This window comes from Massilibacterium senegalense (assembly GCF_001375675.1).
Classification (GTDB): domain Bacteria; phylum Bacillota; class Bacilli; order Bacillales; family Massilibacteriaceae; genus Massilibacterium; species Massilibacterium senegalense.
Genome location: NZ_LN831786.1, coordinates 1,475,412 through 1,500,772, shown reverse-complemented (window position 1 = coordinate 1,500,772; position 25,361 = coordinate 1,475,412). Strand labels below are relative to the sequence as shown.

The 25,361-nt window shown below is 35.2% G+C and carries 21 protein-coding genes, 2 riboswitches and 1 other annotated feature; of the genes, 10 read left to right on the top strand and 11 right to left on the bottom strand.

The features are described from left to right. Nucleotides 1-42 precede the first annotated feature (42 nt). Nucleotides 43-912 carry a hypothetical protein gene (locus tag BN1372_RS10790; RefSeq protein ID WP_062199360.1) on the bottom strand — a complete coding sequence of 290 codons (870 nt, stop codon included), beginning with the start codon at nt 910-912 and terminating at the stop codon, nt 43-45. Between the two features lie 263 nt (nt 913-1,175). Here BN1372_RS10790 and BN1372_RS10785 point away from each other — a divergent pair, with 263 nt between their 5' ends. Continuing rightward, nucleotides 1,176-1,478 carry a DUF3817 domain-containing protein gene (locus tag BN1372_RS10785; RefSeq protein ID WP_062199358.1) on the top strand — a complete coding sequence of 101 codons (303 nt, stop codon included), beginning with the start codon at nt 1,176-1,178 and terminating at the stop codon, nt 1,476-1,478. Nucleotides 1,479-1,599: 121 nt separating this feature from the next. Next, nucleotides 1,600-3,756, top strand: a complete 2,157-nt coding sequence (locus BN1372_RS10780; protein WP_062199356.1) for a DNA topoisomerase III — start codon at nt 1,600-1,602, stop codon at nt 3,754-3,756. 21 nt (nt 3,757-3,777) lie between these two features. On the opposite strand, the gene motB is transcribed toward BN1372_RS10780, so the two are convergent. Together motB and motA are read right to left on the bottom strand one after the other, a co-directional pair. Further along, entirely contained in the window at nt 3,778-4,581 is an 804-nt protein-coding gene (gene motB / locus BN1372_RS10775; protein ID WP_062199355.1) for a flagellar motor protein MotB, read from the bottom strand. Further along, complete coding sequence (gene motA, locus BN1372_RS10770) at nt 4,574-5,380, bottom strand: flagellar motor stator protein MotA (protein WP_062199353.1); 807 nt, start codon at nt 5,378-5,380, stop codon at nt 4,574-4,576. The genes motB and motA overlap by 8 nt, the downstream gene beginning before the upstream one ends. Before the next feature lie 329 nt (nt 5,381-5,709). On the opposite strand from motA, the gene abbA reads away from it, so the two are divergent. Both abbA and ytkD read left to right on the top strand, forming a co-directional pair. Next, entirely contained in the window at nt 5,710-5,907 is a 198-nt protein-coding gene (abbA, locus tag BN1372_RS10765; RefSeq protein WP_062199351.1) for an antirepressor AbbA, read from the top strand. 113 nt (nt 5,908-6,020) lie between these two features. Beyond that, nucleotides 6,021-6,503, top strand: coding sequence for an RNA deprotection pyrophosphohydrolase (ytkD, locus tag BN1372_RS10760; protein ID WP_062199349.1), 483 nt, complete (start codon nt 6,021-6,023; stop codon nt 6,501-6,503). Between the two features lie 32 nt (nt 6,504-6,535). Here the strand turns inward: ytkD and BN1372_RS10755 are convergent, their stop codons facing one another. From BN1372_RS10755 to BN1372_RS10745, 3 genes are read right to left on the bottom strand one after another with little or no spacing between them, the layout of a single operon-like run. Then, entirely contained in the window at nt 6,536-7,309 is a 774-nt protein-coding gene (locus BN1372_RS10755) for an ABC transporter permease (RefSeq protein WP_062199347.1), read from the bottom strand. Beyond that, complete coding sequence (locus BN1372_RS10750) at nt 7,296-8,066, bottom strand: ABC transporter ATP-binding protein (RefSeq protein WP_062199345.1); 771 nt, start codon at nt 8,064-8,066, stop codon at nt 7,296-7,298. Before BN1372_RS10750 ends, BN1372_RS10755 begins: the two co-directional genes overlap by 14 nt. 15 nt (nt 8,067-8,081) lie before the next feature. Then, nucleotides 8,082-9,071 (bottom strand): ABC transporter substrate-binding protein, encoded by a 990-nt coding sequence (locus BN1372_RS10745; RefSeq protein WP_062199343.1) that lies wholly within the window; start codon nt 9,069-9,071, stop codon nt 8,082-8,084. Nucleotides 9,072-9,135: 64 nt separating this feature from the next. Here BN1372_RS10745 and BN1372_RS10740 point away from each other — a divergent pair, with 64 nt between their 5' ends. Next, entirely contained in the window at nt 9,136-9,930 is a 795-nt protein-coding gene (locus tag BN1372_RS10740; RefSeq protein WP_325062687.1) for an alpha/beta hydrolase family protein, read from the top strand. Nucleotides 9,931-10,058: 128 nt separating this feature from the next. On the opposite strand, the gene pckA is transcribed toward BN1372_RS10740, so the two are convergent. Continuing rightward, nucleotides 10,059-11,645, bottom strand: coding sequence for a phosphoenolpyruvate carboxykinase (ATP) (pckA, locus tag BN1372_RS10735; RefSeq protein ID WP_062199340.1), 1,587 nt, complete (start codon nt 11,643-11,645; stop codon nt 10,059-10,061). A gap of 386 nt (nt 11,646-12,031) precedes the next feature. Further along, nucleotides 12,032-12,143: riboswitch (SAM riboswitch) on the top strand. A 180-nt stretch (nt 12,144-12,323) separates the two neighbouring features. On the opposite strand from pckA, the gene metK reads away from it, so the two are divergent. Continuing rightward, entirely contained in the window at nt 12,324-13,523 is a 1,200-nt protein-coding gene (gene metK / locus BN1372_RS10730; protein ID WP_062199338.1) for a methionine adenosyltransferase, read from the top strand. Between the two features lie 35 nt (nt 13,524-13,558). On the opposite strand, the gene BN1372_RS10725 is transcribed toward metK, so the two are convergent. Both BN1372_RS10725 and BN1372_RS10720 read right to left on the bottom strand, forming a co-directional pair. Then, on the bottom strand, nt 13,559-14,089 hold the full coding sequence (locus BN1372_RS10725) for a phosphatase PAP2 family protein (protein ID WP_062199336.1): 531 nt from the start codon (nt 14,087-14,089) through the stop codon (nt 13,559-13,561). A 177-nt stretch (nt 14,090-14,266) separates the two neighbouring features. Beyond that, the gene (locus tag BN1372_RS10720) at nt 14,267-14,779 is read right to left on the bottom strand and encodes a gamma carbonic anhydrase (RefSeq protein WP_062201297.1); all 513 of its coding nucleotides are present in this window, start codon (nt 14,777-14,779) and stop codon (nt 14,267-14,269) included. Nucleotides 14,780-14,872: 93 nt separating this feature from the next. On the opposite strand from BN1372_RS10720, the gene BN1372_RS10715 reads away from it, so the two are divergent. Together BN1372_RS10715 and BN1372_RS10710 are read left to right on the top strand one after the other, a co-directional pair. Beyond that, a complete protein-coding gene (locus BN1372_RS10715) occupies nt 14,873-15,652 on the top strand; it encodes an alpha/beta hydrolase (RefSeq protein ID WP_062199335.1) in 780 nt (259 codons plus the stop codon). Nucleotides 15,653-15,665: 13 nt separating this feature from the next. Further along, nucleotides 15,666-16,739 (top strand): tetraprenyl-beta-curcumene synthase family protein, encoded by a 1,074-nt coding sequence (locus BN1372_RS10710; RefSeq protein WP_062199333.1) that lies wholly within the window; start codon nt 15,666-15,668, stop codon nt 16,737-16,739. A gap of 3 nt (nt 16,740-16,742) precedes the next feature. Here BN1372_RS10710 and BN1372_RS10705 read toward each other — a convergent pair whose 3' ends face one another. Both BN1372_RS10705 and BN1372_RS10700 read right to left on the bottom strand, forming a co-directional pair. Beyond that, complete coding sequence (locus BN1372_RS10705) at nt 16,743-17,321, bottom strand: tRNA 5-(aminomethyl)-2-thiouridylate-methyltransferase MnmM (RefSeq protein WP_062199331.1); 579 nt, start codon at nt 17,319-17,321, stop codon at nt 16,743-16,745. 6 nt (nt 17,322-17,327) lie between these two features. After that, a complete protein-coding gene (locus tag BN1372_RS10700) occupies nt 17,328-18,260 on the bottom strand; it encodes a tRNA modification radical SAM protein MnmL/YtqA (RefSeq protein WP_062199329.1) in 933 nt (310 codons plus the stop codon). A 162-nt stretch (nt 18,261-18,422) separates the two neighbouring features. Then, nucleotides 18,423-18,641 (top strand) — a binding site (T-box leader). 58 nt (nt 18,642-18,699) lie between these two features. Between BN1372_RS10700 and leuS the strand changes: the two genes are divergently transcribed. Together leuS and BN1372_RS10690 are read left to right on the top strand one after the other, a co-directional pair. Further along, entirely contained in the window at nt 18,700-21,114 is a 2,415-nt protein-coding gene (leuS, locus tag BN1372_RS10695) for a leucine--tRNA ligase (RefSeq protein ID WP_062199327.1), read from the top strand. A gap of 163 nt (nt 21,115-21,277) precedes the next feature. Next, nucleotides 21,278-21,463: riboswitch (cobalamin riboswitch) on the top strand. A gap of 363 nt (nt 21,464-21,826) precedes the next feature. Beyond that, nucleotides 21,827-25,243, top strand: coding sequence for an InlB B-repeat-containing protein (locus BN1372_RS10690; protein WP_062199325.1), 3,417 nt, complete (start codon nt 21,827-21,829; stop codon nt 25,241-25,243). Nucleotides 25,244-25,361: the final 118 nt, after the last annotated feature.

Genomic DNA, 25,361 nt, shown 5'->3' with positions numbered 1-25,361 from the left:
AAAAAAGTCGCTTCCGTATTTTAAAAACGGAAGCGACTGGTTTTAGCGAATAATAATTGATTCATAAGAAGAAATGAAATAACCTTCTTCTTTTTTACTGATTAAAAAAAGTTGGGGATTAACGTCTGTTGGATGTTTCACTGGTTTTTCAAAAGTAGAAATGTAATTCTCTAAATATATGGATATATCTTTCCCTAAACTTTCAAGGCTGTTTTCTCCTTGATATTGGCTAACTAGTAGTTGCTTTTGTTGTTCGATTTGAGTTAATAAATCCGCTTTTGCTTCGCTATATGCTTGTAATTCTTCTTCTGTGTAAAATGTATCAATCGCTTTTTGAAAGGAACCATCTTCTTTCATGCGAAGAAGAGCAATTTGAAGAAATGTATCTTGTTGAAATTCTTCTTTTTGTAAAGCTTCTTTCATAACGTCATTTCCATATTCGTTCACAAAAGGGATAAATCCAGTATAACCTGCTTCAGCAGACGTCACTTTGTAATGTTCTGCAATCAGTGGAAGATCTTCTAGCATCACCATCGTTTGACCGATTGGTTTTGACTCAAGAAGACTTTGTCCAAAATCACTTTTGTTTAGTTTGGTAAAGGACAAGTCTTTATAAGAATGAACAGAGGAAGCATGGCTTGCAAGTGTTTTCATATCTTTTTTTAACTTTTTATCTAATTTATTTTCATAAAGTCCGGTAATAACGGTCATTCGCTCTATATCCATATATGATTTAAATGTATCAAAATCGTCCGCTTTTGCTGCTTCATACATTTGTTCTATTACTTCTTCTGGAGACATTTTTGCACGTTTTTCTTTTTCTAATTCTTTTTGTTTTTCTTCTTGATTCGTACAACCTACCATGATGGAGAATACTAGCGTACAAATCACTAGCCAAATTATTTTTTTCATCGTGAATGAATTGCTCCCTTCAAATATTATCCATCTTTAATCTAACATAAACAAAGGATGAATGATATATGTATGGACAACATTTTCGTATTATTCTGAACGAAAACAAGGGAAAGAAGTAGCAACAAAAGAAGCAACATGATAAAATTTAAATGATATTCCGAACGAAGTCCCCCACTTCTAAATGTGAAGGTGCGACAACACCAATGAAAGTGGAGGATGAATTTTAAATTAGAGATTGAACAAAGAATGGAGAGAAAAAAATGTTAGCAACATCGTTTGGTCGTTTTCGAATTATTTCGATTATTGAAGGAATCTCATTTCTTACGTTGTTATTTATTGCAATGCCTTTAAAATATAATTTTGGTATGCCTGTATTTGTAAAATATAATGGAATGGCACATGGAGTGCTTTTCGTTTTATATGTGTTAATGCTAATTGAAGTAGCAATGAAAGATAATTGGAAATTTAGCTTTTTATTCACTGGCTTTTGTGCATCACTATTTCCATTTGCAACGTTTGTTTTTAATCGATATATGATAAAACATGTGTATAGAAAAAAGTAATCACGATACGAAAAAGCTAAGAATCTTGTTGAAAGAGAATTTAGCTTTTTTTGTTTTTGTAAAAACTGCTACGGGAAATGACATATAGAAGATTATGGTATAAAAAGCCGAGGTGGAAATGATGGGACGTGTATTAATTATTGCGGAAAAGCCAGATCAAGGTCGGACGTTGGCTTCTCCTTTTCAAGTAAAAAAACGAAATGGTTTTTTAGAAATAGTACCGAATGAACTATTTCCAGACGGGGCGTATGTTACTTGGGCAATTGGACATTTGACGCAATTAGTAAATCCAGAAAAATATAATGCTACATGGAAAGCTTGGCGATTAGAAACGTTACCGATGATACCGGAACAATTTCAATACGAGATTGCGAAAGGAAAGTATAAACAGTTTCAAATGGTAAAAAATTTATTACGGGATAAAGAAGTAACGTCGATTATTCATGCTGGTGATGCTGGGCGTGAAGGAGAACTGATTGTTCGAAATATTATTCATTTAAGTGGCGTTCGAAAACCGATGAAGCGATTATGGATTTCCTCTTTAACAAAAAAAGCGATTGTAGAAGGTTTTCAGTCATTAAAAACGGAGGAAGCGACACGCTCGCTTTATTACGAAGCCTATACGAGAGCATGTGCCGATTGGCTTGTTGGGATGAATGCATCACGGATTTATACGATTTTATTAAAACAAAAAGGGATGAATGATGTCTTTTCCGTCGGGCGTGTGCAAACGCCTACGTTAGCACTTATTGTAAAGCGAGAACGAGAAATAGAAAACTTTCAATCAGAACCATTTTGGGAAGTGAAAGCGACATTCCAAATGGGGGAGCATACATACGAGGGCGTTTGGCATAAAGACGGTGGAACGAGAATAAAAAAAGAAGAGTTAGCTAAAAAAATTGCGATGTTTTGTATGGGGAAAGAAGCAAGTATTTCCGAGTTAAAAAAAGAACGAAAAGAGTACCAACCACCGCTTTTATTTAATTTATCTGCTTTACAAGCAACGGCGAATAAACGATACAAATTTCCACCGAAAAAAACATTAGATATATTACAAAAGTTATATCAAAGAGGAATTGTTTCGTATCCTCGTTCTGATTCTAACTATGTGACAAAAGGGGAAGCAGCAGAATTTCCTTCGATTTTGCAAAAACTTGCGCAGTATCAAACATATAACTCTTTGTTTCCAGTACCACAACCAAATATTATATACAATAAACGATTTGTGAATGAAAAGAAAGTATCAGATCACTATGCCGTGATTCCGACAGAACAAGTGGTAGACCCGAAAAGCTTAGCGCCTGATGAAGAAAAAATATATGATTTAGTCGTTCGACGGCTTATTGCGACTCACTATCAGAATGCTATTGTCGATTATACGACGATACAAACGCTAGTCGATGGACGAGCGACATTTGTTTCAAAAGGAAAGCAGCAGATTGAAGCAGGATGGCGAAAAGTCATCATGCCAAACGAGAAAGAAAAAGATGATTTGCTTCCGAATGTCCAAGAAGGAGAAACAGGAAACGTGTCAGCTGTTGCAGTAAAAGAAGGAAAGACAGAACCACCAAAACGATACACAGAAGGACAATTAATAACGTTAATGAAAACGGCAGGAAAATTTATTGATAATGAAGAATTAGAAAAAGTATTAATAAAAACAGAAGGATTAGGGACAGAAGCAACACGGGCAGGAATTATTACGATGTTAAAAGATAGGGAATATATTCTTGTTCAAAAAAACCTAGTGTTTGCAATGGATAAAGCGAAAGTATTAGTCGATGCGATTGGAGAAAAAGTGCTTGCTTCTCCTGAAATGACGGCAAAATGGGAACTACGTTTAGAAGAAATTGGAGCAGGAAAGGCGTCACCAGCATCTTTTATGGAACAAACAAAAAAATTAACGACAAAAATTATTGATGATGCAAAACAACATGCAGAAACGTGGGACTTTAAAGGCATACAAATAGAAGGAAAACGCACGCGACGAAAAAAACGGGGACCAACAAAACTCGGAGTATGTCCCAAATGTCAAAAAGGACAGATTGTCGATAAAGGAAATTTTTATGGTTGCAATGACTATACAAAAACAAAATGTTCCTTTACATTATCGAAAACGATTTTAGGAAAAAGAATCACACAAGCCCATGTCAAACAATTATGCCAACAAGGGAAAACAGATGTAATAAAAGGATTAAAAAAAAGGGAGAAACAGTTTGATGCAATGTTAATGTATAATAAAGGAATGAATAAAATAGAATTTTCATTTAAAAAATAAGACTTGTCCTTGGGACAAGTCTTATTTTTTTTCTACTTGTTTCGTTTTAGCGGCTTCTAAATCAACATTTGGTTGCACCAGCACTTCTACCCGGCGGTTTTGTGCTTTGCCTTCTGGTGTATCATTAGAAGCAACAGGTTTATATTCTCCGTATCCTTGTGCGCTAAAGTTAGAAGGATCTAAGCTCGGATTTTCTAACACAATTTTCATAAAGTTAATCGCCCGCATCGCACTTAAATCCCAGTTAGAATCAAAATTAGCAGAACCAATTGGAACGTTATCGGTAAAGCCAGCAACTGTAATGTTACGCGGTGGTTCACTAACTAGCAAGTCACTTAATTCTCGAGCTAAATCAATCGATTCAGGCTTTACAGTAGCGCTTCCAGAATCAAATAAGGCACGGTCTAAAATAGTAATTCGTAGCCCTTCATCCGTTAAATTTGTTTGTAAACTTTGATTTAGCTGTTGATCTTCAATATAAGTGTCAATTTGACTTTGCATGTTTTGTAATTCTCGTTTTTCTGTTACCGCTTTTTTTGCTGCTGCGGCCTCTTCTTTATTTTTCGCATTCGTACCAGCATCTTTTGTTCCAATTGATTTTGGATTTTCTACTTCTACTGGGCTTGGATTTTCCATTACTCCAGTACCGCCATTTAAAGCAGAATTAAAAGAACTAGAAAATTCGGCAAACTTTTTTGAATCAATATTACTCATCGAGAATAAAACGATAAATAGTGCGAGTAGTAACGTCAATAAGTCTGAATATGGTAATAACCATGATTCGTCCATATGATCGCTAGGTTTTTTTCTTTTTTTTCTAGCCATTTACTGCCTCACCTGCTTTTGCGGAAGCTGCCATATCTTCTAATTGACGTTCACTTTCTGGCACATACGTAGCAAGTTTATCCTCAATCACACGAGGAGATGCTCCTTCTTGAATAGAAAGGATACCTTCAATCATCACTCGCTTTATTAACGCTTCTTGTTGTGATTTTCGTTTTAATTTATTTGCAAATGGATGCCATAAAACGTAACCCGTAAAGATCCCTAGTAGTGTGGCGATAAAAGCAGCGGAAATAGCATGTCCTAATTTTTCCATGTCAGACATATCTCCTAACGCAGCGATTAAACCGACTACGGCACCTAAAACCCCAAGTGTTGGTGCATACGTTCCAGCTAATGTGAAAATAGATGCACCAACAGCATGGCGGTCTTCCATTGCATCGACTTCTTCTTCTAATAAGTCGCGAACAACTTCTGGAGGTTGACCATCAATGACCATTTTCATTCCGTGATTTAAGAATGGATCTTCAATTTCTTGTGTTTTACTTTCTAAAGCAAGTAATCCTTCTTTACGAGCAATTACCGCCCATTCAGAAAAAATAGGAATTAATCCTGAAATATTTGGTAGTTTTTGTTCGTTGAAAATAATTTTAATTAATTTAGGAACCTTTTTTAGTTCGTTCATTGGAAAAGAAATCATAACAGCAGCAATCGTTCCAACAATAATGATTAAAAAGGCAGCAGGATTATTTAATGCAGCGATTTTTGCCCCTTTTAAAACCATCCCAACAAATACAGCAATAAAACCTAAAATAAGTCCGATTAAACTGGATTTATCCATTTCCCCTAACCTCTCTCTCTTATGAAAATACTACTATGTAAAATGAATAGAATTAGGAATTGATATGTATCTTAGCGTACCAAAAAAAGAAGGTTTTTTTTAAAACTTATGAACACACATCAAAAGATCTATCTGAAGTAGTTTGAATATGCTGATAGAACTCCGTAGGAAGAAAAGACTTTTAATTTTATATACCCTAATTTTTCAACCTCCTATACATCTATATCGTCTAAAAGAAGAGAAAACTTTAAATCTTTTTTAAAATAAAGGTTTTTCTTTCGAAATATTGAATAATAATATAACCATATTTTTTGAAGGGATGATGTAGAGTGGAAAAATTAGTAACAATTCCTTTGTCAACAAAAGAACAATCCCTGTTGTTAGACGTTTTATTTCGTCAACAATATGCTAAAGAAGTTGTAAGTTGTGAAATATCGGATATTGAAAGTGGTTTTAAAACCGTAGATGATGTGGAAATGAAAGACTTACATTCGTTGTATATACGTTTAGAAAAAGAAGGTTTTTAAAAGAACATGCAAAGCATGTTCTTTTTTCTACGTTGTGAAGATGAATTTCTTGTTGATTTTCACTATAATAGAGATAGTGACGGAAAAAAATACAATGAGATGGAGTTTTTGAAATGGAAGAAACATATCAATTTCATGATTTTTACGAGAATACGGTCTTACTTTCATTTACAGACCATCCGTTTGCACGTTTTCCAAAACACGTATGGGTCATTTGCCGTTATAAAAATCAATGGTTGTTAACAAAGCATAAAAGAAGGGGATATGAGTTTCCTGGAGGAAAAGTGGAAAAAAATGAAACAACGATTGATGCAGCAAAACGGGAAGTGATGGAGGAAACTGGGGGAGTAGTGGATTCGCTTACGTATTTAGGACAATATAAAGTGGACGGAAAAGGTGCAGTTATTATTAAAAATATTTATTTTGCTACAATCAAAAAATTAACGAAGCAACGTACCTATTATGAAACGAATGGACCGATTTTATTAACAGAGTTACCAACAAATATTGAAGATGATTCACGATTTAGTTTTATGATGAAAGATGAAGTGTTAAAACAAAGTCTTCGTCAAATTAAAAAGCGTCAATTAGTATGAAATAACCCTCGTCCCGATAGACGAGGGTTATTTCATACGCGTGTTTCTAAGTAATGCACGACTTTATACATCACACTTGCTAATAACACAATGCAAACAATACTTAGCCAAACGAGTGTGAAATGGAATACTTGGAACCCATAAATGATCATATATCCGAGCCCCATTTTTGCTACTAAAAATTCACCAACAATCACACCAACCCAACTTAATCCAACGTTTACTTTTAACGAAGAAACAATGGTCATTTTCGAAGCAGGGAAAATTACGTATTGAAAAATTTGCCACTTTGTCGCTCCGAACGTTTGCATTACTTTTATATAGTTAGCATCTACTTCTTGAAATGCACGATAGATGACGATGGTCGTAATAATGACGGATAACAACGCTCCCATAATGATAATACTAAAAAAAGACGGGCCAAAAATAACGATTAAAATTGGACCAAGTGCCACTTTTGGCATTGCGTTTAAGACAACTAAATAAGGATCGCTCACTTTAGCGGAAGTGGGAGACCACCATAATAAGATACTAGCGAGAATTCCAGCTCCAGTGCCAACGATAAAACTGATGACTGTTTCCAATAATGTGACGCCAATATGAAGGCTGAGAGAGCCATCCTTTACCTTTTCCGTCATTAATTGAGCAATAGTCGAGGGTTTACTAAAAATAAGGGGATCAATCCAAGACATAGAAGAACAAAACTCCCACAGAATGAGAAGAAAAAACAAGATGAAAAATTGGACAGATAAAACCATTCTTTTTTCTCGTTTGCGTTGTTTTAAAAATAGTTCATACTTGTTCATCCATATTCATCTCCTTCCAGAGCCGTGTGAAAAAGGGGAGAAAATCAGGGTGTTTTCGGGCTTCTAATGGCGGAAGATGGATAATAGATGCAGGGGGCTGTAATGTTTTTTTGATTACACTAGGGCGTTCACTTAATAAAACGAGGTGATCACTCATTGCAATTGCTTCTTCTAAATCATGCGTGACGAGTATCGCTGTTTTATTGTAATGCTTTAGCATCGACCAAACTAAATGTTCTAATTTTAACTTTGTAGAAAAATCAAGAGCAGAAAAAGGTTCATCTAATAAAAGTAAAGAAGGGTTTGTGGCTAATGTTCGGACAAAGGCAATTCTTTGTCTCATACCACCAGACAATTCATTTGGATAACGATGACTAATGTTAGACAGTCCAACTTCTTCAAGCAGTTTAAACGTACGTTCTGTATCGGAGGTGTGTTGTTTTTTTTGAATGGTAAGACCTAATAAAATGTTTTCCTTAATAGATTTCCAGGGAAATAAATAATCTTGTTGCAACATATAGCCAATATCTAACGATGGTTTCGTAATTTCACGATTCATCATGCGTATTCGACCTTTTTGTGGGGGAAGAATCCCAGAAATAATCGAAAGAAGGGTTGATTTGCCGCACCCACTTGGCCCTAAAATAGAAACGAATGAACCTTTAGATACGTGTAAGGAAATATTCGCTAACACATCCGTTTGTTCCTGTTCAGAAAAAAAAGAATGGGCAATAGAATCGATGTGAAGAAAGGTCATACAGATTGCCCTCCCTTACTTGTGCATTGCTTGTTCGGCAATGTCTGTGTTTACTAACGTTTCATAAGGAACTGGTTGCTTTAATTCTTTTGCTTCTATCATAATAGATTGTAATGTTTTCCATTCAGATGGTGTTAAGATAGGGTTTTCCGCATACGACTGTTGTGATTTATAACGTTCGACACTTTTGGTTAACAATTCAAACGAAATATCATCAAAATAAGGAGTGATGACAGTTGCTACTTCTTCAGAGGAATGCGTATATACCCATCGTTCAGCTTTATAAATAGCACGTGTGTATTTAATTAGGTCTTCTTCGTTTTCTGTTAAAAAGCTTTCTTTTGCCATATAAACGGTGTAAGGAATGTGTGTTGCCTCTTTTCCAAACGAAGCAACGATAGAACCAATCCCTTCTTGTTCAAATAAACTAGCTTGTGGTTCGAAAAGTTGAACGTAATCACCTGTTCCAGAAGCAAAGGAATTCGCGATATTTTGAAAATCAATATTTTGAATTAATTCAAGGTCATGTTGCGGATGAATATGATGTTTTTTTAGTACGTATTCCCCAACCATTTGAGGCATCCCGCCTTTGCGCTGTCCTAGAAACGTTTTTCCTTTTAATTCTTCAAAAGAAAAAGATGAGTGTGGCTCTCTTGCAACTAAAAATGTACCATCCGTTTGGGTTAATTTTGCAAAATTAATGACAGGATCTTTTGTACCTTGGTTATGCACATAAATGGATGTTTCTGAACCAACTAAGGCAATATCTGCGCCGTTAGAAAGTAGGGTCGCCATCGTTTTATCGCCACCCCAAGTTGTCGTTAACTCTACCGTTAATCCTTCTTCTTCAAAAAATCCTTGTTCTAACGCCACGTATTGGGGAGCGTAAAAGACAGATCGTGTCACTTCTGCTACTCGTAATGGCTGTGGATGATTCCAAGAACAAGAAGCTAGGAAAAACAAGCAACTTATCGAGAGAGCTAAAAAGAACAACCATCGTTTCATGATTATCTCTCCTTCCTACATCTTACCTTTAACATATGATTAGACATAGAAAGGTGTGACTTTCGTGGTTATTTCAAAAATTCGTTATCCGTGTCCACACCCTGATTTGCTTTTATATAAAGTGACTTATGAGAGTGAAGGATTACGGGTAAAAGGGTATTTAGTAGAACCAAAAAAACAAGCTGTATATTCAGGATTATTATATTTACGTGGTGGCATTCGAAATGTTGGGAAGGTGCGTGTAGCTCGTATCGTTCAATTAGCATCTTATGGATTTGTCGTGTTTGCACCATTTTATCGTGGAAACGATGGTGGAGAAGGATGGGAAGATTTCGCAGGTAACGATCGTTGGGATGCTATTCATGGATATGAAGTGTTAAAAAATCATCCGAATGTAAATGGGAAACATATTCATGTTTTTGGTTTTTCAAGGGGAGGGTTAATGGCGATGTTAACGGCTTGTACCATTCCTACTGTTTGTTCTGTGGTAACGTGGGGGGGAGTGTCAGACATGACGTTAGCGTATGAAGAACGAGTGGATTTACGGAAAATGTTGAAACGGGTCATTGGCGGAACACCTAATAAATATCCAGAACGTTATGAACAGCGAACTATTTTTTCATATCTGCCGAAGTTAGAAGCATCTGTCCTTATTATTCATGGAGTAAAAGATGAAAATGTAGGAATTGAACATGCAGTAACATTAGCACAACACTTACGTACGCTCCAAAAGGATATGGAATTTTGGAAATACGAAGGAGAAGGACACCTTTTTCCACAGCCATTAAATAAACAAGTGACGGAAAAGGTAATTATGTGGATGAAAAAAGTAGAAGTAAGAAACAATCCTTGTTCATGATGTGGATATCTTTTGGCATGCTGTTTATATGAAGTTGCTAACAGGTGGATAAGGGTAGCTAGTTATCAGTAGGAGAATTAAAAGAATACAAAAAAGACTGGCTAAGTAGAGCCAGTCTTTTTAACATATTATACTAATTTAGGTCCTGCATTACGGATGTCGTCAGAAGCGTCAGCAAAACGTTTGAAGTTTTCATGGAATTTTTGTGCTAATTCTGCTTGTTTTTTATCATATGCTTCTTTATCAGCCCATGTTTCACGTGGTTGTAAAACTTCATCTGGTACACCAGGGCAATGAAGTGGAACTTCAAATCCGAATATAGCGTCTGTTTTTGTTTCAACAGAGTTTAATTCCCCAGTTAAAGCAGCTTGCACCATTGCGCGAGTGTAAGCAAGGTTCATACGTTTACCAGCACCGTATGAACCACCGCTCCATCCAGTGTTTACTAAGAATACTTGTGCATTGTGTTCTACCACTTTTTCCCCTAACATTTCAGCGTAACGAGAAGCTGGAAGTGGGAAGAATGGTTCACCGAAGCATGTAGAGAATGTAGCTTGTGGTTCTGTAATGCCACGTTCTGTACCTGCCACTTTACTTGTATATCCGCTTAAGAAATGGTACATTGCTTGTTCTTTTGTTAATTTGCTGATTGGAGGTAAAACACCAAATGCATCAGCAGTTAAGAAAATAATAGTATTAGGATGACCTGCAATACTTGGTTCTACAATGTTATCGATTGCTTGAATTGGGTAAGCTGCACGTGTATTTTCAGTGTATGATGTATCATCATAATCAGCTATACGGGTATTTTCATTCACAATAACATTTTCTAACACTGTACCAAAAGAAATGGCATGAAAGATTTGTGGTTCTTTTTCTTCTGATAAGTTGATCGTTTTAGCGTAACAACCACCTTCAATGTTAAATACCCCATTTGGAGACCAACCATGTTCGTCATCCCCGATTAATGGACGGTTTGGATCTGCAGAAAGTGTTGTTTTACCTGTACCAGAAAGACCGAAGAATAATGCAACATCGCCTTCTTTTCCTACGTTTGCAGAACAGTGCATAGATAAAATGTTATTTTCTGGCAATAAATAGTTCATGATAGAAAAAATAGATTTTTTTATTTCTCCAGCATATTCTGTACCACCAATTAAAACAATACGTTTTTCAAATGAAATCACGATAAATGTTTCAGAATTTGTACCATCCACTTCAGGATTAGCTTTTAAATTCGGTGCAGAAAGAATGGTAAATTGTGTTTGATGCTCTTTTAATTCTTCCGCAGTTGGTCGGATGAATAATTGGTGAGAAAAAAGATTATGCCAAGCATATTCATTTACTACTTTAATTTGTAAACGATGTTCTGGGTCTGCTCCTGCAAAACCATCAAATACGAATACTTCTTCTTTTTCACTTAAGTAATTAATCACCTTTTTATAAAGACGGTCAAAGTGTTCAGGTGAAATTGATTGGTTTACAGAACCCCAGTTAATTTTATCTTTTACAGAAGGTTCATCTACGATAAATTTATCTTTAGGAGAACGACCCGTATATTTACCTGTGGATACAACTAATGAGCCAGTAGAAGACAGTTTTCCTTCGTTACGTTCTAATGCTTTTTCCATCAGTTGTGGAACAGATAAGTTATTAAGCATATTCTTACCAGCTAAAAGATCAAGTAAATCCTTTGAATATTCAACAGTACCCATTTTTGCAAAACCATCCTTTTTCAATTTTCTATTCAGCATCGATATTGATGTCAATTTTACATGTAAAAAATAATGGAAATCTCATAATTCGAAAAATAGTATAACATATTTAGAAAATTAGTCTATACTATTTCACACTTTTGTCAAAAATAAAAAATATCCAATATTTAGTACCAGTAAAACGTCGCCTTCATAAAACAACATAATAATGAATTTTACTATAATATAACAGATGTAATCAAAAAAATGAACCGTTTATCATACGGAATTTTCAGAATAATGCTGAGAGGAGACATTTGATGTAACATTGTTTCAATATTTGAAAATATTCCAGTCATTTTGTTGACAGGAATCCGATTGTTCGTTATCATTTGAACGAACGGATACTCTTATCCCGAGTTGGTAGAGGGAACAGGCCCGATGATACCCGGCAACCAACACCTTCATGGTGAAAAGGTGCTAAACCTGGTGCGAAGCAATAGCTTTGAACGATAAGAGGAAAAGCCAAACGTCAACCTTTTCCTAAATAATTAAAGTGGGAAAGGTTTTTTTTGTTATTTGCACGTATGTTCTTTTGAAAAGAACTGAAAATAAGGGAGAAATAAAACGGCTTTCATTACATCTCATAAATAAATGGGACGAGTACCGTATCTATTAGTTTACGAAGGAGGTACGTTCATGTCAAAAAAAGTTGAACGTCGCTTATTCACATCAGAATCTGTAACAGAAGGTCATCCAGATAAAATTTGTGACCAAGTATCAGATGCCATTTTAGATGCCATCTTAAAAGACGATCCTCATGCTCGTGTTGCTTGTGAAACAGTAGTAAATACTGGATTGGTATTAGTGACAGGTGAGATTACTACATCGACGTATGTAGACATCCCAAAAATTGTTCGTAAAACAATTGGTGATATTGGATATACACGAGCAAAATACGGATTTGATGCGAATACGTGCGCAGTGTTAACGTCTATTGATGAACAATCACCAGATATTGCTCAAGGCGTTAATGAAGCGTTAGAAGCACGTGAAGGTCAAATGACAGAAGAAGAAATCGAAGCAATCGGTGCTGGGGACCAAGGATTAATGTTTGGATTTGCTTGTAATGAAACGCCAGAACTTATGCCTTTACCTATTTCTTTGGCGCATAAATTAGCACGTCGTTTAAGTGAAGTGCGTAAAAATGGGGAATTAGACTACTTACGTCCCGATGGAAAAACACAAGTAACAGTAGAATACGATGAGAGTGGAAAACCAGTTCGGATTGATACGATTGTTATTTCCACACAACATGCACCAGATGTTACATTAGAACAAATTAAAAAAGATTTACACGATCATGTCATTACACCAGTTGTTCCACAGAACTTTATTGATGATGATACAAAATATTTTATTAATCCAACTGGTCGTTTCGTTATTGGAGGACCACAAGGAGATGCCGGATTAACAGGTAGAAAAATTATCGTAGACACATATGGTGGATATGCGCGTCACGGCGGTGGTGCTTTTTCAGGAAAAGACCCAACAAAAGTAGACCGTTCTGCTGCATACGCAGCTCGTTACGTTGCAAAAAATATTGTCGCTGCAGGACTTGCAGAAAAATGTGAAGTACAATTAGCATATGCAATTGGGGTTGCAAAGCCGGTCTCTATTGCAGTAGATACATTTGGAACAGGAAAAGTTTCTGAAGAACGCTTAGTAGAGCTAGTTCGCAAACATTTTGACCTTCGTCCAGCTGGTATTATGAAAATGCTTGATCTTCGTCGCCCACTTTATCAAAAAACAGCGGCATATGGTCATTTCGGACGTACGGATATTGATGCACCTTGGGAACAAACAGATAAAGCAGCTATTTTAAAAGAAGAAGCATAATAACAAAAGTCACTCTGGAATGGGAGTGACTTTTGTTATCCTATCATAATAGAAGAACAAACTATTCCAGTAATAGAACCGAGTAAAATTCCGACGAGAACATCACTAGGATAATGAAGTCCTAAAAAGATTCGGGATGATGCAACGAGCAGTGCCAATGGAAGAAGCACAACCATAAGTATCGGTTCTCCAATTATAAACGGTGTCGTTGCAGCAAAGATGGCGGTCGAATGTCCGGATGGAAAAGAATGATCTTTCAATGGATTATGAACAACAAAGGTATCAGATAATGTAAGATAAGGACGATTTCTACGGAATAAATGTTTGCCGATTTGAACAGGAAGGTGACTGAAAAATAATGCAAACGCAGCAGCTTTTGCATACGTTGCATATGGATCTGGTGCAAATAACAGTAAGAGTAATAAGGTAGCGATGGTAATTCTCGCACCACCGATATGCGTAATTTTAGTTAATAACATATACACAGATCGTCTGTGAAAATGTTGATTAAATAAACGGAAAATCGATTGATCCCACTCTGTCAAACGACCAATCATCGTTTTCATATAAATCGCCCCCCCACAGTCTAGTAGCTTATTTACTTATTATATTCCCCAAGTTGTTAAGAAAGTGTAAAAAAACGCGCGATTTTTTCTAAATTTATTGTAAAGAAAAATGGATTTCTTCTTTTTAACGGAATATTTCCTATAATAGAAAAGGAAACAACCGTAGTTGCTTCCTTTTTATTTTTGAATGGATTTATAATATTGCCCTTTTTCCACATATTCACGTCGAATTCGTGCCATGTTCTGCAAATCTTCTTCTGTTAATTGACGAATAACTTTCGCAGGGCGTCCGAATGCTAACGTGTTAGGGGGAATCTTTTTACTTTGAGAAACGAGGCTACCAGCACCTATAAATGCACCTTCCCCAATTTCAGCACCATCTAAGATGATGGACCCCATCCCAATTAGTGCATTTTTTCGGATGATACAACTATGTAATAAACATTGATGGCCAACCGTTACATCATCTTCTAGTAATAAGGTGTTATTTGGACTTTGATGTAACATCGATTGGTCTTGGATGTTGACGCGGTCTCCAATAATAGTTGGTGCAACGTCACCACGAATGACAGTACCGTACCAGATGCTGCACTCATCACCAATGATAACGTCACCAGTAACGACAACATTATCTGCTACATACGTACTTTCTGCAATTTGTGGACTTTTGTCTTTAAACGGGTATGTAATCATACGAATGCCCTCCTTTAAAATAGATGAAACAATATTCATAATTATTTGTAGTTTATCACAAGTAAAGAGAAACGAGGAAGGGGAATATACATGTGGATACATGAAACAAAAAATCCTAAAGGAACAATCGTCATCATCCATGGAGCAGGGGAGCATCACGGACGGTATCGGTGGTTAATCGAGCAGTTTCTTAACAGTGGTTACCATGTCGTGATTGGGGATTTACCTGGCCAAGGATATAACATTTCACACCGTGGTTATATTCACACATTTATGGAGTATGTGTTAGAAGTGGAAAAATGGATTGCAACATCGCACATGTTAAAGCGTCCAACCTATATTGTCGCACATAGCATGGGTGCGCTAGTTGCCATTGAATTAATGATGCAAAAGCGCGTACATATTGATGGGCTCATTTTTTCTTCCCCTAGTTTAGGAATTGCTAATGTACCGAATAAGTTTATAAATTACGGGGCAAAAATTGCAAACTTTTTCACACCAACGCTGCAAGTAACTACGTCGATTCGTAAGGAGGTTGCGACACGAAACGATGAACAAATTCGAAGAGATGAAAAAGACCCTTTTATTTTATCGTCTGTTTCCGTTCATTGGTTTCGCGAATTACTACGCATGATTGAACGAGCACAGGAACATGTATTGCAATTTCCGAATATCCCGCTGTTAATTTTACAAGGGGGAAATGATTTAGTTGTGGATAGACAAGCTGTTTATCAATGGTTTAATCAATTACCATCAAAAGATAAAATGTATAAAGAGTTTCCTGGTTTGTATCATGAAGTATTTAACGAACCGGAAAAAGAAGAAGTATTTAAGTATGCGCACTATTTTTTAGAAATGCATCAACAATAGGAGGTTTTTTTACATGGTCGTTCCAACAACGCCGGTATCACTTATGTGGAATGTGTATCGAAAAGTGATTCCTGCGGTTCATTTACGATTGAATAAGTGGAGACATCTAGCGTTAAAAATTCCGAATCAAGAATTAAGAAAACAAGCGCTAGCAAGCATTGCAACGAAAACATTCCATTGTGAAGGTGGCGCCATTTATAGTTTGTTAACGCCTGAAAAATATGAACAAAATATTGATTTTATTGTTGCTTATCAAACGATTAGTGACTACCTAGATAATTTATGTGATCGAAGTACATCATTAGATCCGACTGATTTTCGAATGTTACACGAAGCGATGATTGATTCGTTAACACCTGGTGCTTCGCATCAATCATATTATCAATATCGGGAAGAACAAGATGACGGTGGATATTTAGATGCACTCGTGTCAGAATGTCAACATTTTTTAGAAAAACATCCACATTATGAACAGATAAAAGAACAATTATATCAATTAGCACAAGTGTATGTGGATTTACAAGTGCATAAACATGTCAAAGTAGACGAACGTGTACCACGCTTATCCACATGGTTTCAACAGTATGAACAACAACTTCCGACAATGACGTGGTATGAGTTTTCTGCCTCAAGCGGTTCGACGTTAGGTATTTTTTGTTTAATTTCGAGCGGGAATCAAGAAACATTTACAAAACAAGAGGCCAAAAAAATAATTGATGCCTACTTTCCATGGATGCAAGGAATACATATTTTATTAGATTACTTAATTGACCAAGAAGAAGATCGTGTTGGTGGAGATTTAAACTTTTGTTTTTACTATGATTCGAACGACGTGATGTTTCGACGATTTCAAACATTTTTTACAGAAGCGGATGAGAGTATCCAGCAGTTACCAAACCCGGATTTTCATCAAATGATCCTTCGTGGTTTGTTAGGTATTTATTTGTCAGATGCAAAAGTAGTTTCCCAACAAACGGTGAAGCCTTTTGCAAAATCACTCATTCGTTACGGGGGAGAACAAGCAGCCTTTTTTTACGTGAATGGAAAATGGTTTCGAAAAATAGGAAAGCAGCTAGGGCAATCCTAATCCTTAGCTGCTTCTTTTTTGGATGGCGATAACAAATGGCGGTGTATTACGTTGGTTAATAAATCCATATTGTAATACTTGAAATGTTTCTTGCGGAAGTTGTTTTGCAAATGCTAATACAGCTTCTTTTTCTTCTTTCCCGCCATCATGACCACTGTACACAACAACAATGATTAATCCATCAGGAAGAAGATGTTTTAACAATTGTTGCATTGCCGGAATAGTAGAAGTTGCCGTTGTAATTTTTGTTTTATCAGACCGTGGTAAATAGCCAAGATTAAAAATGGCTGCACTAATTTTTTGTTTATGTTCTGCTTTTACATATTGTTCTACATGTGCATGGCTATCTAATACATACGTTATGTCAGTTGTGATGTTTGCTTTTTCAATTCGCTTTTTCGTTTGTTCGATTGCTTGTGTTTGAATATCAAATGCATAAACGTGCCCTGTTTTTCCAACAAGCTCAGCAAGAAATAACGTATCATGCCCATTTCCTGCTGTTGCATCCACTACGATATCACCAGATGTGACAACTTTTCGTAATAATGTATGGGAAAAGGGAACTGCTTGTTCTAACATCATATTGCCTCATCCTTTGTAATACTTTCCTTGATAACTATCGCGTCGTTTTAATTCTGCGTCAATAGCATTTAACACTTCCCATTTATTAAGCGACCACATCGGTCCAATCATTAAATGAGAGGGTCCATCACCAGTTAAACGATGAATGACCATATTTGGTGGAAGAATTTCTAATTGATCACAAACAAGGTTTACATATTCATCAAACTCCATTAGTTGAACAAGTCCATTTTCGTATTGTTTTACCATTGGTGTATGTTTTAATAAATGAAGCAAATGAATTTTAATGCCTTGTACATCTAATTTTGCCACTTCGCGAGCCGTTTTCATCATCATATCGTACGTTTCAAGTGGCAAACCGTTAATGATATGGGAACAAATTCGGATATTATGTTTGCGCAACCGGTTAACGGCATCTACATAACAAGCATAATCGTGAGCACGATTAATCAGTTCTCCCGTTTGATCATGTACTGTTTGTAAGCCGAGTTCCACCCATAAATATGTCCGTTCATTCAATTCTGCTAAATATTCCACGACATCATTTGGTAAACAATCTGGTCGTGTTGCGATGGAGAGGCCAATCACATTTTTTTGTTGTAACATCATTTCAAATTTTTCTCGTAATTCTTCAACAGGCGCATACGTATTGGAATATGCTTGGAAATAGCCGATGTATTTTCCTTCTTTCCATTTTTGATGCATTTTTTGTTGAATATCTTGAAATTGTTTCACTAAATGGTCGGTCCGATTTCCAGCAAAGTCTCCTGAACCTCGTTCACTACAAAACGTACATCCACCAAAAGCAACTTTTCCATCTCGATTAGGGCAATCAAATCCGCCATCTAGCGGAATTTTGAAAATTTTTTCTCCAAATGTTTCTCTAAAATAATAATTTAACGAGTAATAACGTTTATCTCCGTACATTTGTGTCTGCATGATAAGTTCCTTTCTTTCGTCATTCCTTTCTTTACAAATTTTCCAATAGTAAAGTATCTAAATGACGACCAAGTACTTTTTATTTTATCACGAATAAAAAAGAACCGTCTACTAAGCTTGACAGGGCAAAATTTAGTACATACAATAGGCATTAGGTTTATAGAAATGTCAAAGATAAGGATTAGTAATAAAGATTCTTAATTTACAGAGAGTTAGCGGTCGGTGGAAGCTAATAATTTAGGCTTTATGAACTCACCTTAGAGACGAGAATGCGAAAACAAGTAGTGTTCTCCGTTTTTCCGCGTTAAGGATGGAAGTGAGCATGATTTTTTTATGCTAATTAGGGTGGTACCACGGGAAACAAAGTCTCTCGTCCCTTTTCGGGATGAGGGGCTTTTTTGTGTTTTTTCACTATATATAAATAAAAGAGGTGACGTAGATGAGCTTTAATCATCAAGAAGTTGAAAAGAAATGGCAAAATTATTGGCTACACAACAAAACGTTTAAAACGACGGAAGATGAAAATAAACCAAATTACTACGCATTAGATATGTTCCCGTATCCGTCAGGAGCTGGTTTACACGTTGGACATCCAGAAGGATATACAGCAACGGATATTTTGGCTCGTATGAAACGGATGCAAGGATATAACGTGCTTCATCCGATGGGATGGGATGCGTTTGGTCTTCCTGCTGAGCAATACGCGATTGATACAGGAAATGATCCTGCAGAATTTACAGAAAAAAATATCAAAGTATTCCGTAAACAAATTCAATCATTAGGTTTCTCCTATGACTGGGACCGTGAAATTAATACTACGGATCCTAAATATTATAAATGGACACAATGGATTTTCTTAAAGTTATATGAAAAAGGATTAGCATACGTAGATGAGGTGCCAGTGAACTGGTGTCCTGCATTAGGAACTGTTCTTGCGAATGAAGAAGTAATTGACGGGAAAAGTGAACGCGGAAATCATCCAGTAGAACGCCGTCCGATGCGTCAATGGGTGTTACGTATTACAAAATATGCAGATCGTCTATTAGAAGATTTAGAAGAACTAGATTGGCCAGAAAATATTAAAGAAATGCAACGAAACTGGATTGGTCGTTCAGAAGGGGCAGAAGTAATCTTTACTATTGATGGAACAGACGAAACATATACAGTCTTTACGACACGTCCAGATACATTGTTTGGTGTAACGTATTCTGTATTAGCGCCTGAACATCCATTAGTAGAAAAAATTACAACACCAGAACAAAAAGAAGCAGTACAAACTTATTTAGATCAAGTAAAACATAAAAGTGATTTAGAACGTACCGACCTTGCAAAAGATAAAACAGGTGTGTTTACTGGTAGTTATGCTGTCAATCCTGTAAACGGGGAAAAAGTGCCGATTTGGATTGCTGATTATGTGTTAATGAGTTATGGTAGCGGTGCGATTATGGCAGTACCTGCACACGACGATCGTGACTATGAATTCGCTCAAAAATTTGGATTGAAAATTCGCGAAGTAGTACAAGGTGGCGATATTTCAAAAGAAGCCTATACTGGCGAAGGGAAACACATTAATTCTGACTTTTTAGATGGCTTTGATAAAGAAAAAGCAATTAAAACGATGATTCAATGGCTAGAAGAAAATAAAAAAGGCGAAAAGAAAGTAACGTATCGTTTACGCGATTGGTTGTTTAGTCGTCAACGTTATTGGGGAGAACCAATCCCAGTTATCCATTGGGAAGATGGAACAACGGAATCAGTAAAAGAAGAAGAATTACCACTTTTATTACCAGAAACAGATCAAGTGAAACCATCAGGAACTGGGGAATCACCACTTGCAAACTTAGAAGATTGGGTAAATGTAGTCGATGAAAACGGACGTAAAGGTCGTCGTGAAACAAATACAATGCCACAATGGGCGGGAAGTTGTTGGTATCACTTACGCTACATTGACCCACATAATTCAGAGCAATTAGCAGACCCTGAAAAATTAAAACAATGGTTACCAATTGATATGTATATGGGTGGTGCAGAACATGCGGTTCTTCACTTATTATATGCACGTTTCTGGCACAAATTCTTATATGATTTAGGAGTTGTCCCAACGAAAGAACCATATCAACGCTTATATAACCAAGGAATGATTCTTGGAGAAAATAATGAAAAAATGAGTAAGTCACGGGGCAACGTAGTAAATCCAGATACAGTAGTGGAATCGCATGGTGCAGACACGCTTCGTTTATACGAAATGTTTATGGGTCCATTAGATGCGTCGGTTCCTTGGAGTACAAATGGGTTAGATGGTGCACGTCGTTTCTTAGATCGCGTATGGCGTTTATTTGCACAAGATGATGGTACATTAAATCCTGCAATAAAAGATACGCAAGGCTCAGAGGAATTTGAACGCCTTTACCATCAAACGGTGAAAAAAGTAACCGAAGACTATGAACATTTACGTTTTAATGTTGGTATTTCACAATTAATGGTGTTAATCAACGATGCATACAAACAGGAAGTGCTTCCAAAAGATATTATGGAGGGATTTGTTCAAATGCTTTCACCAGTAGCACCACATATTGGGGAAGAATTATGGGAAAAACTTGGACATACCGAATCGATTACGTATGCATCTTGGCCAACATATGACGAAAGCAAATTAACGACAGATGAAGTCGAAATTGTGATTCAAGTAAACGGGAAGGTTCGTACGAAAAAAGTAGTTGCAAAGGATACTGGAAAAGAAGAACTAGAAAAAATAGCGCTATCGGATGAACGAGTACAAGAATTTATCGAAGGAAAAACAGTCCGTAAGGTGATTGCTGTTCCAGGAAAATTAGTAAATATTGTTGCAAATTAAGTATATGCATTCATCTACCAAGTCAAAAAATTAATAGGTGAGGTTTATATACTTAGTAATTTATAGTATGGTGTTACTAGGTAATTTATAAATATTAGAGGAAATATAATATTGTATTGATAAATAATGATTAATTTGATACAATTTTACTTACATTGAGAAATGAATAGTAGCAGATTTTGGTTATTTAACAATTTTGTTAAATATTAAAATGGAATTAGGTGTAAATCCTAAACGGTCCGGCCACTGTAAGTAGGTAGTATTCTTTTCAAACCACTGGGAAACTGGGAAGGGAAAAGAAATGCGATGACCTATAAGTCAGGAGACATGCCACAATCTTTTATGAGACCTTCCGAGGAAAGGTAAAGCATAGTAATCCTAATTTGTTTATACACGAATATTTTTTATTTGTGCAAGTATAAATTTGTGGATTTTGCCTTAATTTCCGAAAAGGAAATTAAGGCTTTTTTATTTTATCTACTTATTCAAAGTCAACAAGAAGTATATATAAGTAAAAGGAGAGGATTATTCCATAATGAAATAAAAGCGGTTTTGTTTCAAAAAAGGGAACCATACTCAATCAATATTCAAAAAATAGTTATTATTTTTTGAATATTCAGTCAAAATTGTCTTATTAAAAGTCATTCATAACATCCATTTATATTTTAGGATTGTGTAATATTTTATTTTCAATAAAGAAAGGGGAAATAAATTGAAAATTAAAAAAAGCTTATTTGTGCGTTTGTTATCTGCCATCTCAGTTATGGCACTATTGGTAGCAATGATTCCAAAAACTGTTTTTGCAGAAGCGTATGATCCAAAAACAAGTTACAAAAATTTAGGAATCCGTTTTTGGGAGGACAAGCAACCGGATGTTGGGTTTTATATTAATGCCTCTTCTAGATATATTTTAGAAACTGTACCTGAGCCTAGTATGGGAACAATTGCTGGTGAGTGGTCAGTAATGGATTTATTACGTGGAAAGTATGCTGGTTATGATTATATTAATTATATTCCGGAAAATTATTTTGATGATTATCTTATACGTATAGAACAATATGTTAATGAAAAGAATGGAAACCTAGATCGGAGTAAATCAACAGAATGGTCTCGTTTAATATTGGCTCTTTCAGCATTAGGTTATGATATTACTGATGTAGCAGGGTATGATTTTATAGAAAAATTGTCAAAATCACACAAATTTTCTTATCGTCAAGGAATAAATGGTCCGATTTGGGAAATTATTGCGATGAATACTGGTAACTATGAATTTTATAAAGATATTAAAAACCCTGATGTAAATACATATGGAAAAATGATTGATTATATTTTACAAAAAGAAATTACGCAAAAAAGTGGTATGTTAGGCGGATGGGCATTATTCGGAAAAAATCCTGATCCTGACATTACTGCAATGGCCCTACAAGCACTGGCACCTTTTTATTTAGATAAAGAGAGATATTTGCAATCAGGTGCAACAACTTCCTATGAGGATTTTGCTAAAGCTGTTGAAAGAGCAATTTATGTTTTATCGCTTATTCAAACTGAAAATGGTGCTTATGCCGCTTTTGGAAACGTTAATGCTGAAAGTACGGTACAAGTGATAGTTGCATTAACTACTTTAGGAATTGATCCTCTTTCAGAAAAAGTAGAGTTAAATTCTATTGGTAAAAATGTAAGTTTTATAAAAAATGGAGCTATTCAAGATGGCGTTTGGACAAATAATATGATTGATGCTCTTATTACATTTTGGGCTAATGGTAGTGGATCATCTCAAGAAGTTGGCGGCTTTAAACATGTAACAACTGGCTATGATGGTGGTGGTGGTTCTGGGACAGGTGTTAATGCCATGGCAACTGACCAAGCACTTTATGGGTTAATCGCATACGATCGGTTTAAAAAAGGAAAAAATACCTTATATGATATGACAGATATGATAAATGGTGAACATTTAAATATGCTAGTTAAAACATTTACTGTTGAGTTTGTAGGAATTTCTGAAGAAGACGTTAAACAAGAATATTATGCTCCTTATCAAGTATTACAAATAACTAGTGGAAATGATGTGAAAGGTAAGAAGTTCAAAAATTGGAACACTAAAAAGGATGGAAGTGGGACAGTATATAATCCTTCTGAAAAATTATCAATGCCAGAACAAAATATAGCTTTATACGCACAATATGAAAATATACAATATACAATCATCCTAGAAGCTAATGGTGCGGACGTAATAGGTGATAAGATACCTACTTCATACACAATCGAAGATAATGATATTTTATTACCAACAGCTGAACAAATGAAAAATGAAGGTTACATTTTTAAAGGATGGTATGATAATTCAAATTTTGAAGGTAATCCAATAAAAATGATTCCAAGTGGGAGTTATGGTAATAAAACTTTTTATGCTAAATGGATTGATACAGTTGAAAATGATAAAGAAATGGCATTAAAAGTTGAAAAAATGATTGATGCATTACCACAAGTCGATAGGTTAACAATCGACAATCAAGAAGAAGTGAATAAAACTAGAGTAGCATATGACGCACTGCAGGTAGAACAGCAAAAAATGGTAAAAAATATTGAAGACTTAATTGAACGCGAAAAAAGAATGATAGCTTTGATTCAAGAAAAAAATAGTGAAAATTCAGCTAAGGTAGAAAAGATGATTTCCGATTTACCAGAAGAGTCAATCGTAATGTTACAAGACAAAATAGTAATAGAGGAAGCGAGAGAAGCTTTTGAGAAATTAACAGAACTAGAACAAAAGTTAGTATCGAATATAGAAACATTAATTCAATTAGAAAACAAAGTGAAAGAATTAGAACAACAGGTTATTGATGAATCAGTAGCAAAAGATGTAGAAAAAATGATTCGCGATTTACCAGAAGAGTCAAGTGTAACATTACAAGATAAAACGTTAGTAAACAAGGTAAGAGTAGCATATGACCTATTAACGGAATCGCAGAAAAAACACGTATTAAATTATGAAAATTTACAATTACTAGAAGTAAGGATTGCTTCATTACAATTGCAAGATGATCAAGAAAAAGTACAAAAAATAGGAACATTGATTGACAATATACCTGAAATCAATCTTTTAACAATAGAACATAAAGTAGAAGTAGAAAATTTAAGGAAAATGTATTATGCATTAACCAAACTACAACAAAAGTTGCTTTCAAAAGAAAAAGTGACAAAGTTTGAAGAAATCAATATAAAAATGAATGAACTAGAACAAAAATCAGAAGATGAAGCTGCTGCTCAAAATATAATCCATATGATTGAAGGGCTCCCTGATGTAAATGACTTAACAATGGGTGCTAAAAATGAAATAACAAGAGTAAGAACAAATTACAATAATTTATCCGACTCACAACAAAAATTGGTGAAGAATATAGAGCAACTTATTCAACTAGAACAACAATTGGTCGCTAAATCAGTAGAAGAAATGATAATGAACTTACCAGAAGAGTTTGCTCTAACATTAGAACAAAAAGTACAAATAGAAAAAGCGAGAGAAGCATTTAATAATTTAACAGAAGAACAAAAGAAATCACTCACTAATCAAGAAAAATTAATTCAATTAGAAAACAAACTAAAAGAATTGGAGAAGCAAGAGATAGATAAATCAGTAGCTAACGTAGTTGAGGATATAATAAAGAATTTACCAGAAGAGTTTGCTCTAAAACTAGAACAAAAAGTACAAATAGAAAAAGCGAGAGAAGCATACGAAAATTTGACAGAAGAACAAAAGAAATTAGTTTCCAATAAAAATAAACTAATAACTTTAGAAAGTAAAATAAATGAGTTAGAAAAAAATACGCAAAAAAATGACAATGGAAAATCAACAAATGATGAACGAGTAAGCACGAAGAAATCAGATTCACTAAAAGAAATACCTAAAGCTAATCAAGAAAATATAAAAAAGAAAAATATTGAAATTAATAGTGCACAATCTACAAATAGAAAAAATCCAAATCAAGTGAAAGATAAAAATAAACAAGATAAGAAAAAACTTCCTAAAACTGGTGAATCCCAAAATGGAGCGATTCGTGTAGCAGGCATTCTCTTATTAGTATTTGGACTAACGTTCTTTATTAGAAAAAGAGATCAAATTAGAGGATAGTTTTTATTGAATAATAGAAGCGAATAATATCAATGCTTATTCGCTTCCTAATTTTTAATATGAAAGGAATGAAAGAATGTTTGCTAAAATAAAAAAAAATATTGTCATAATGTTGGTA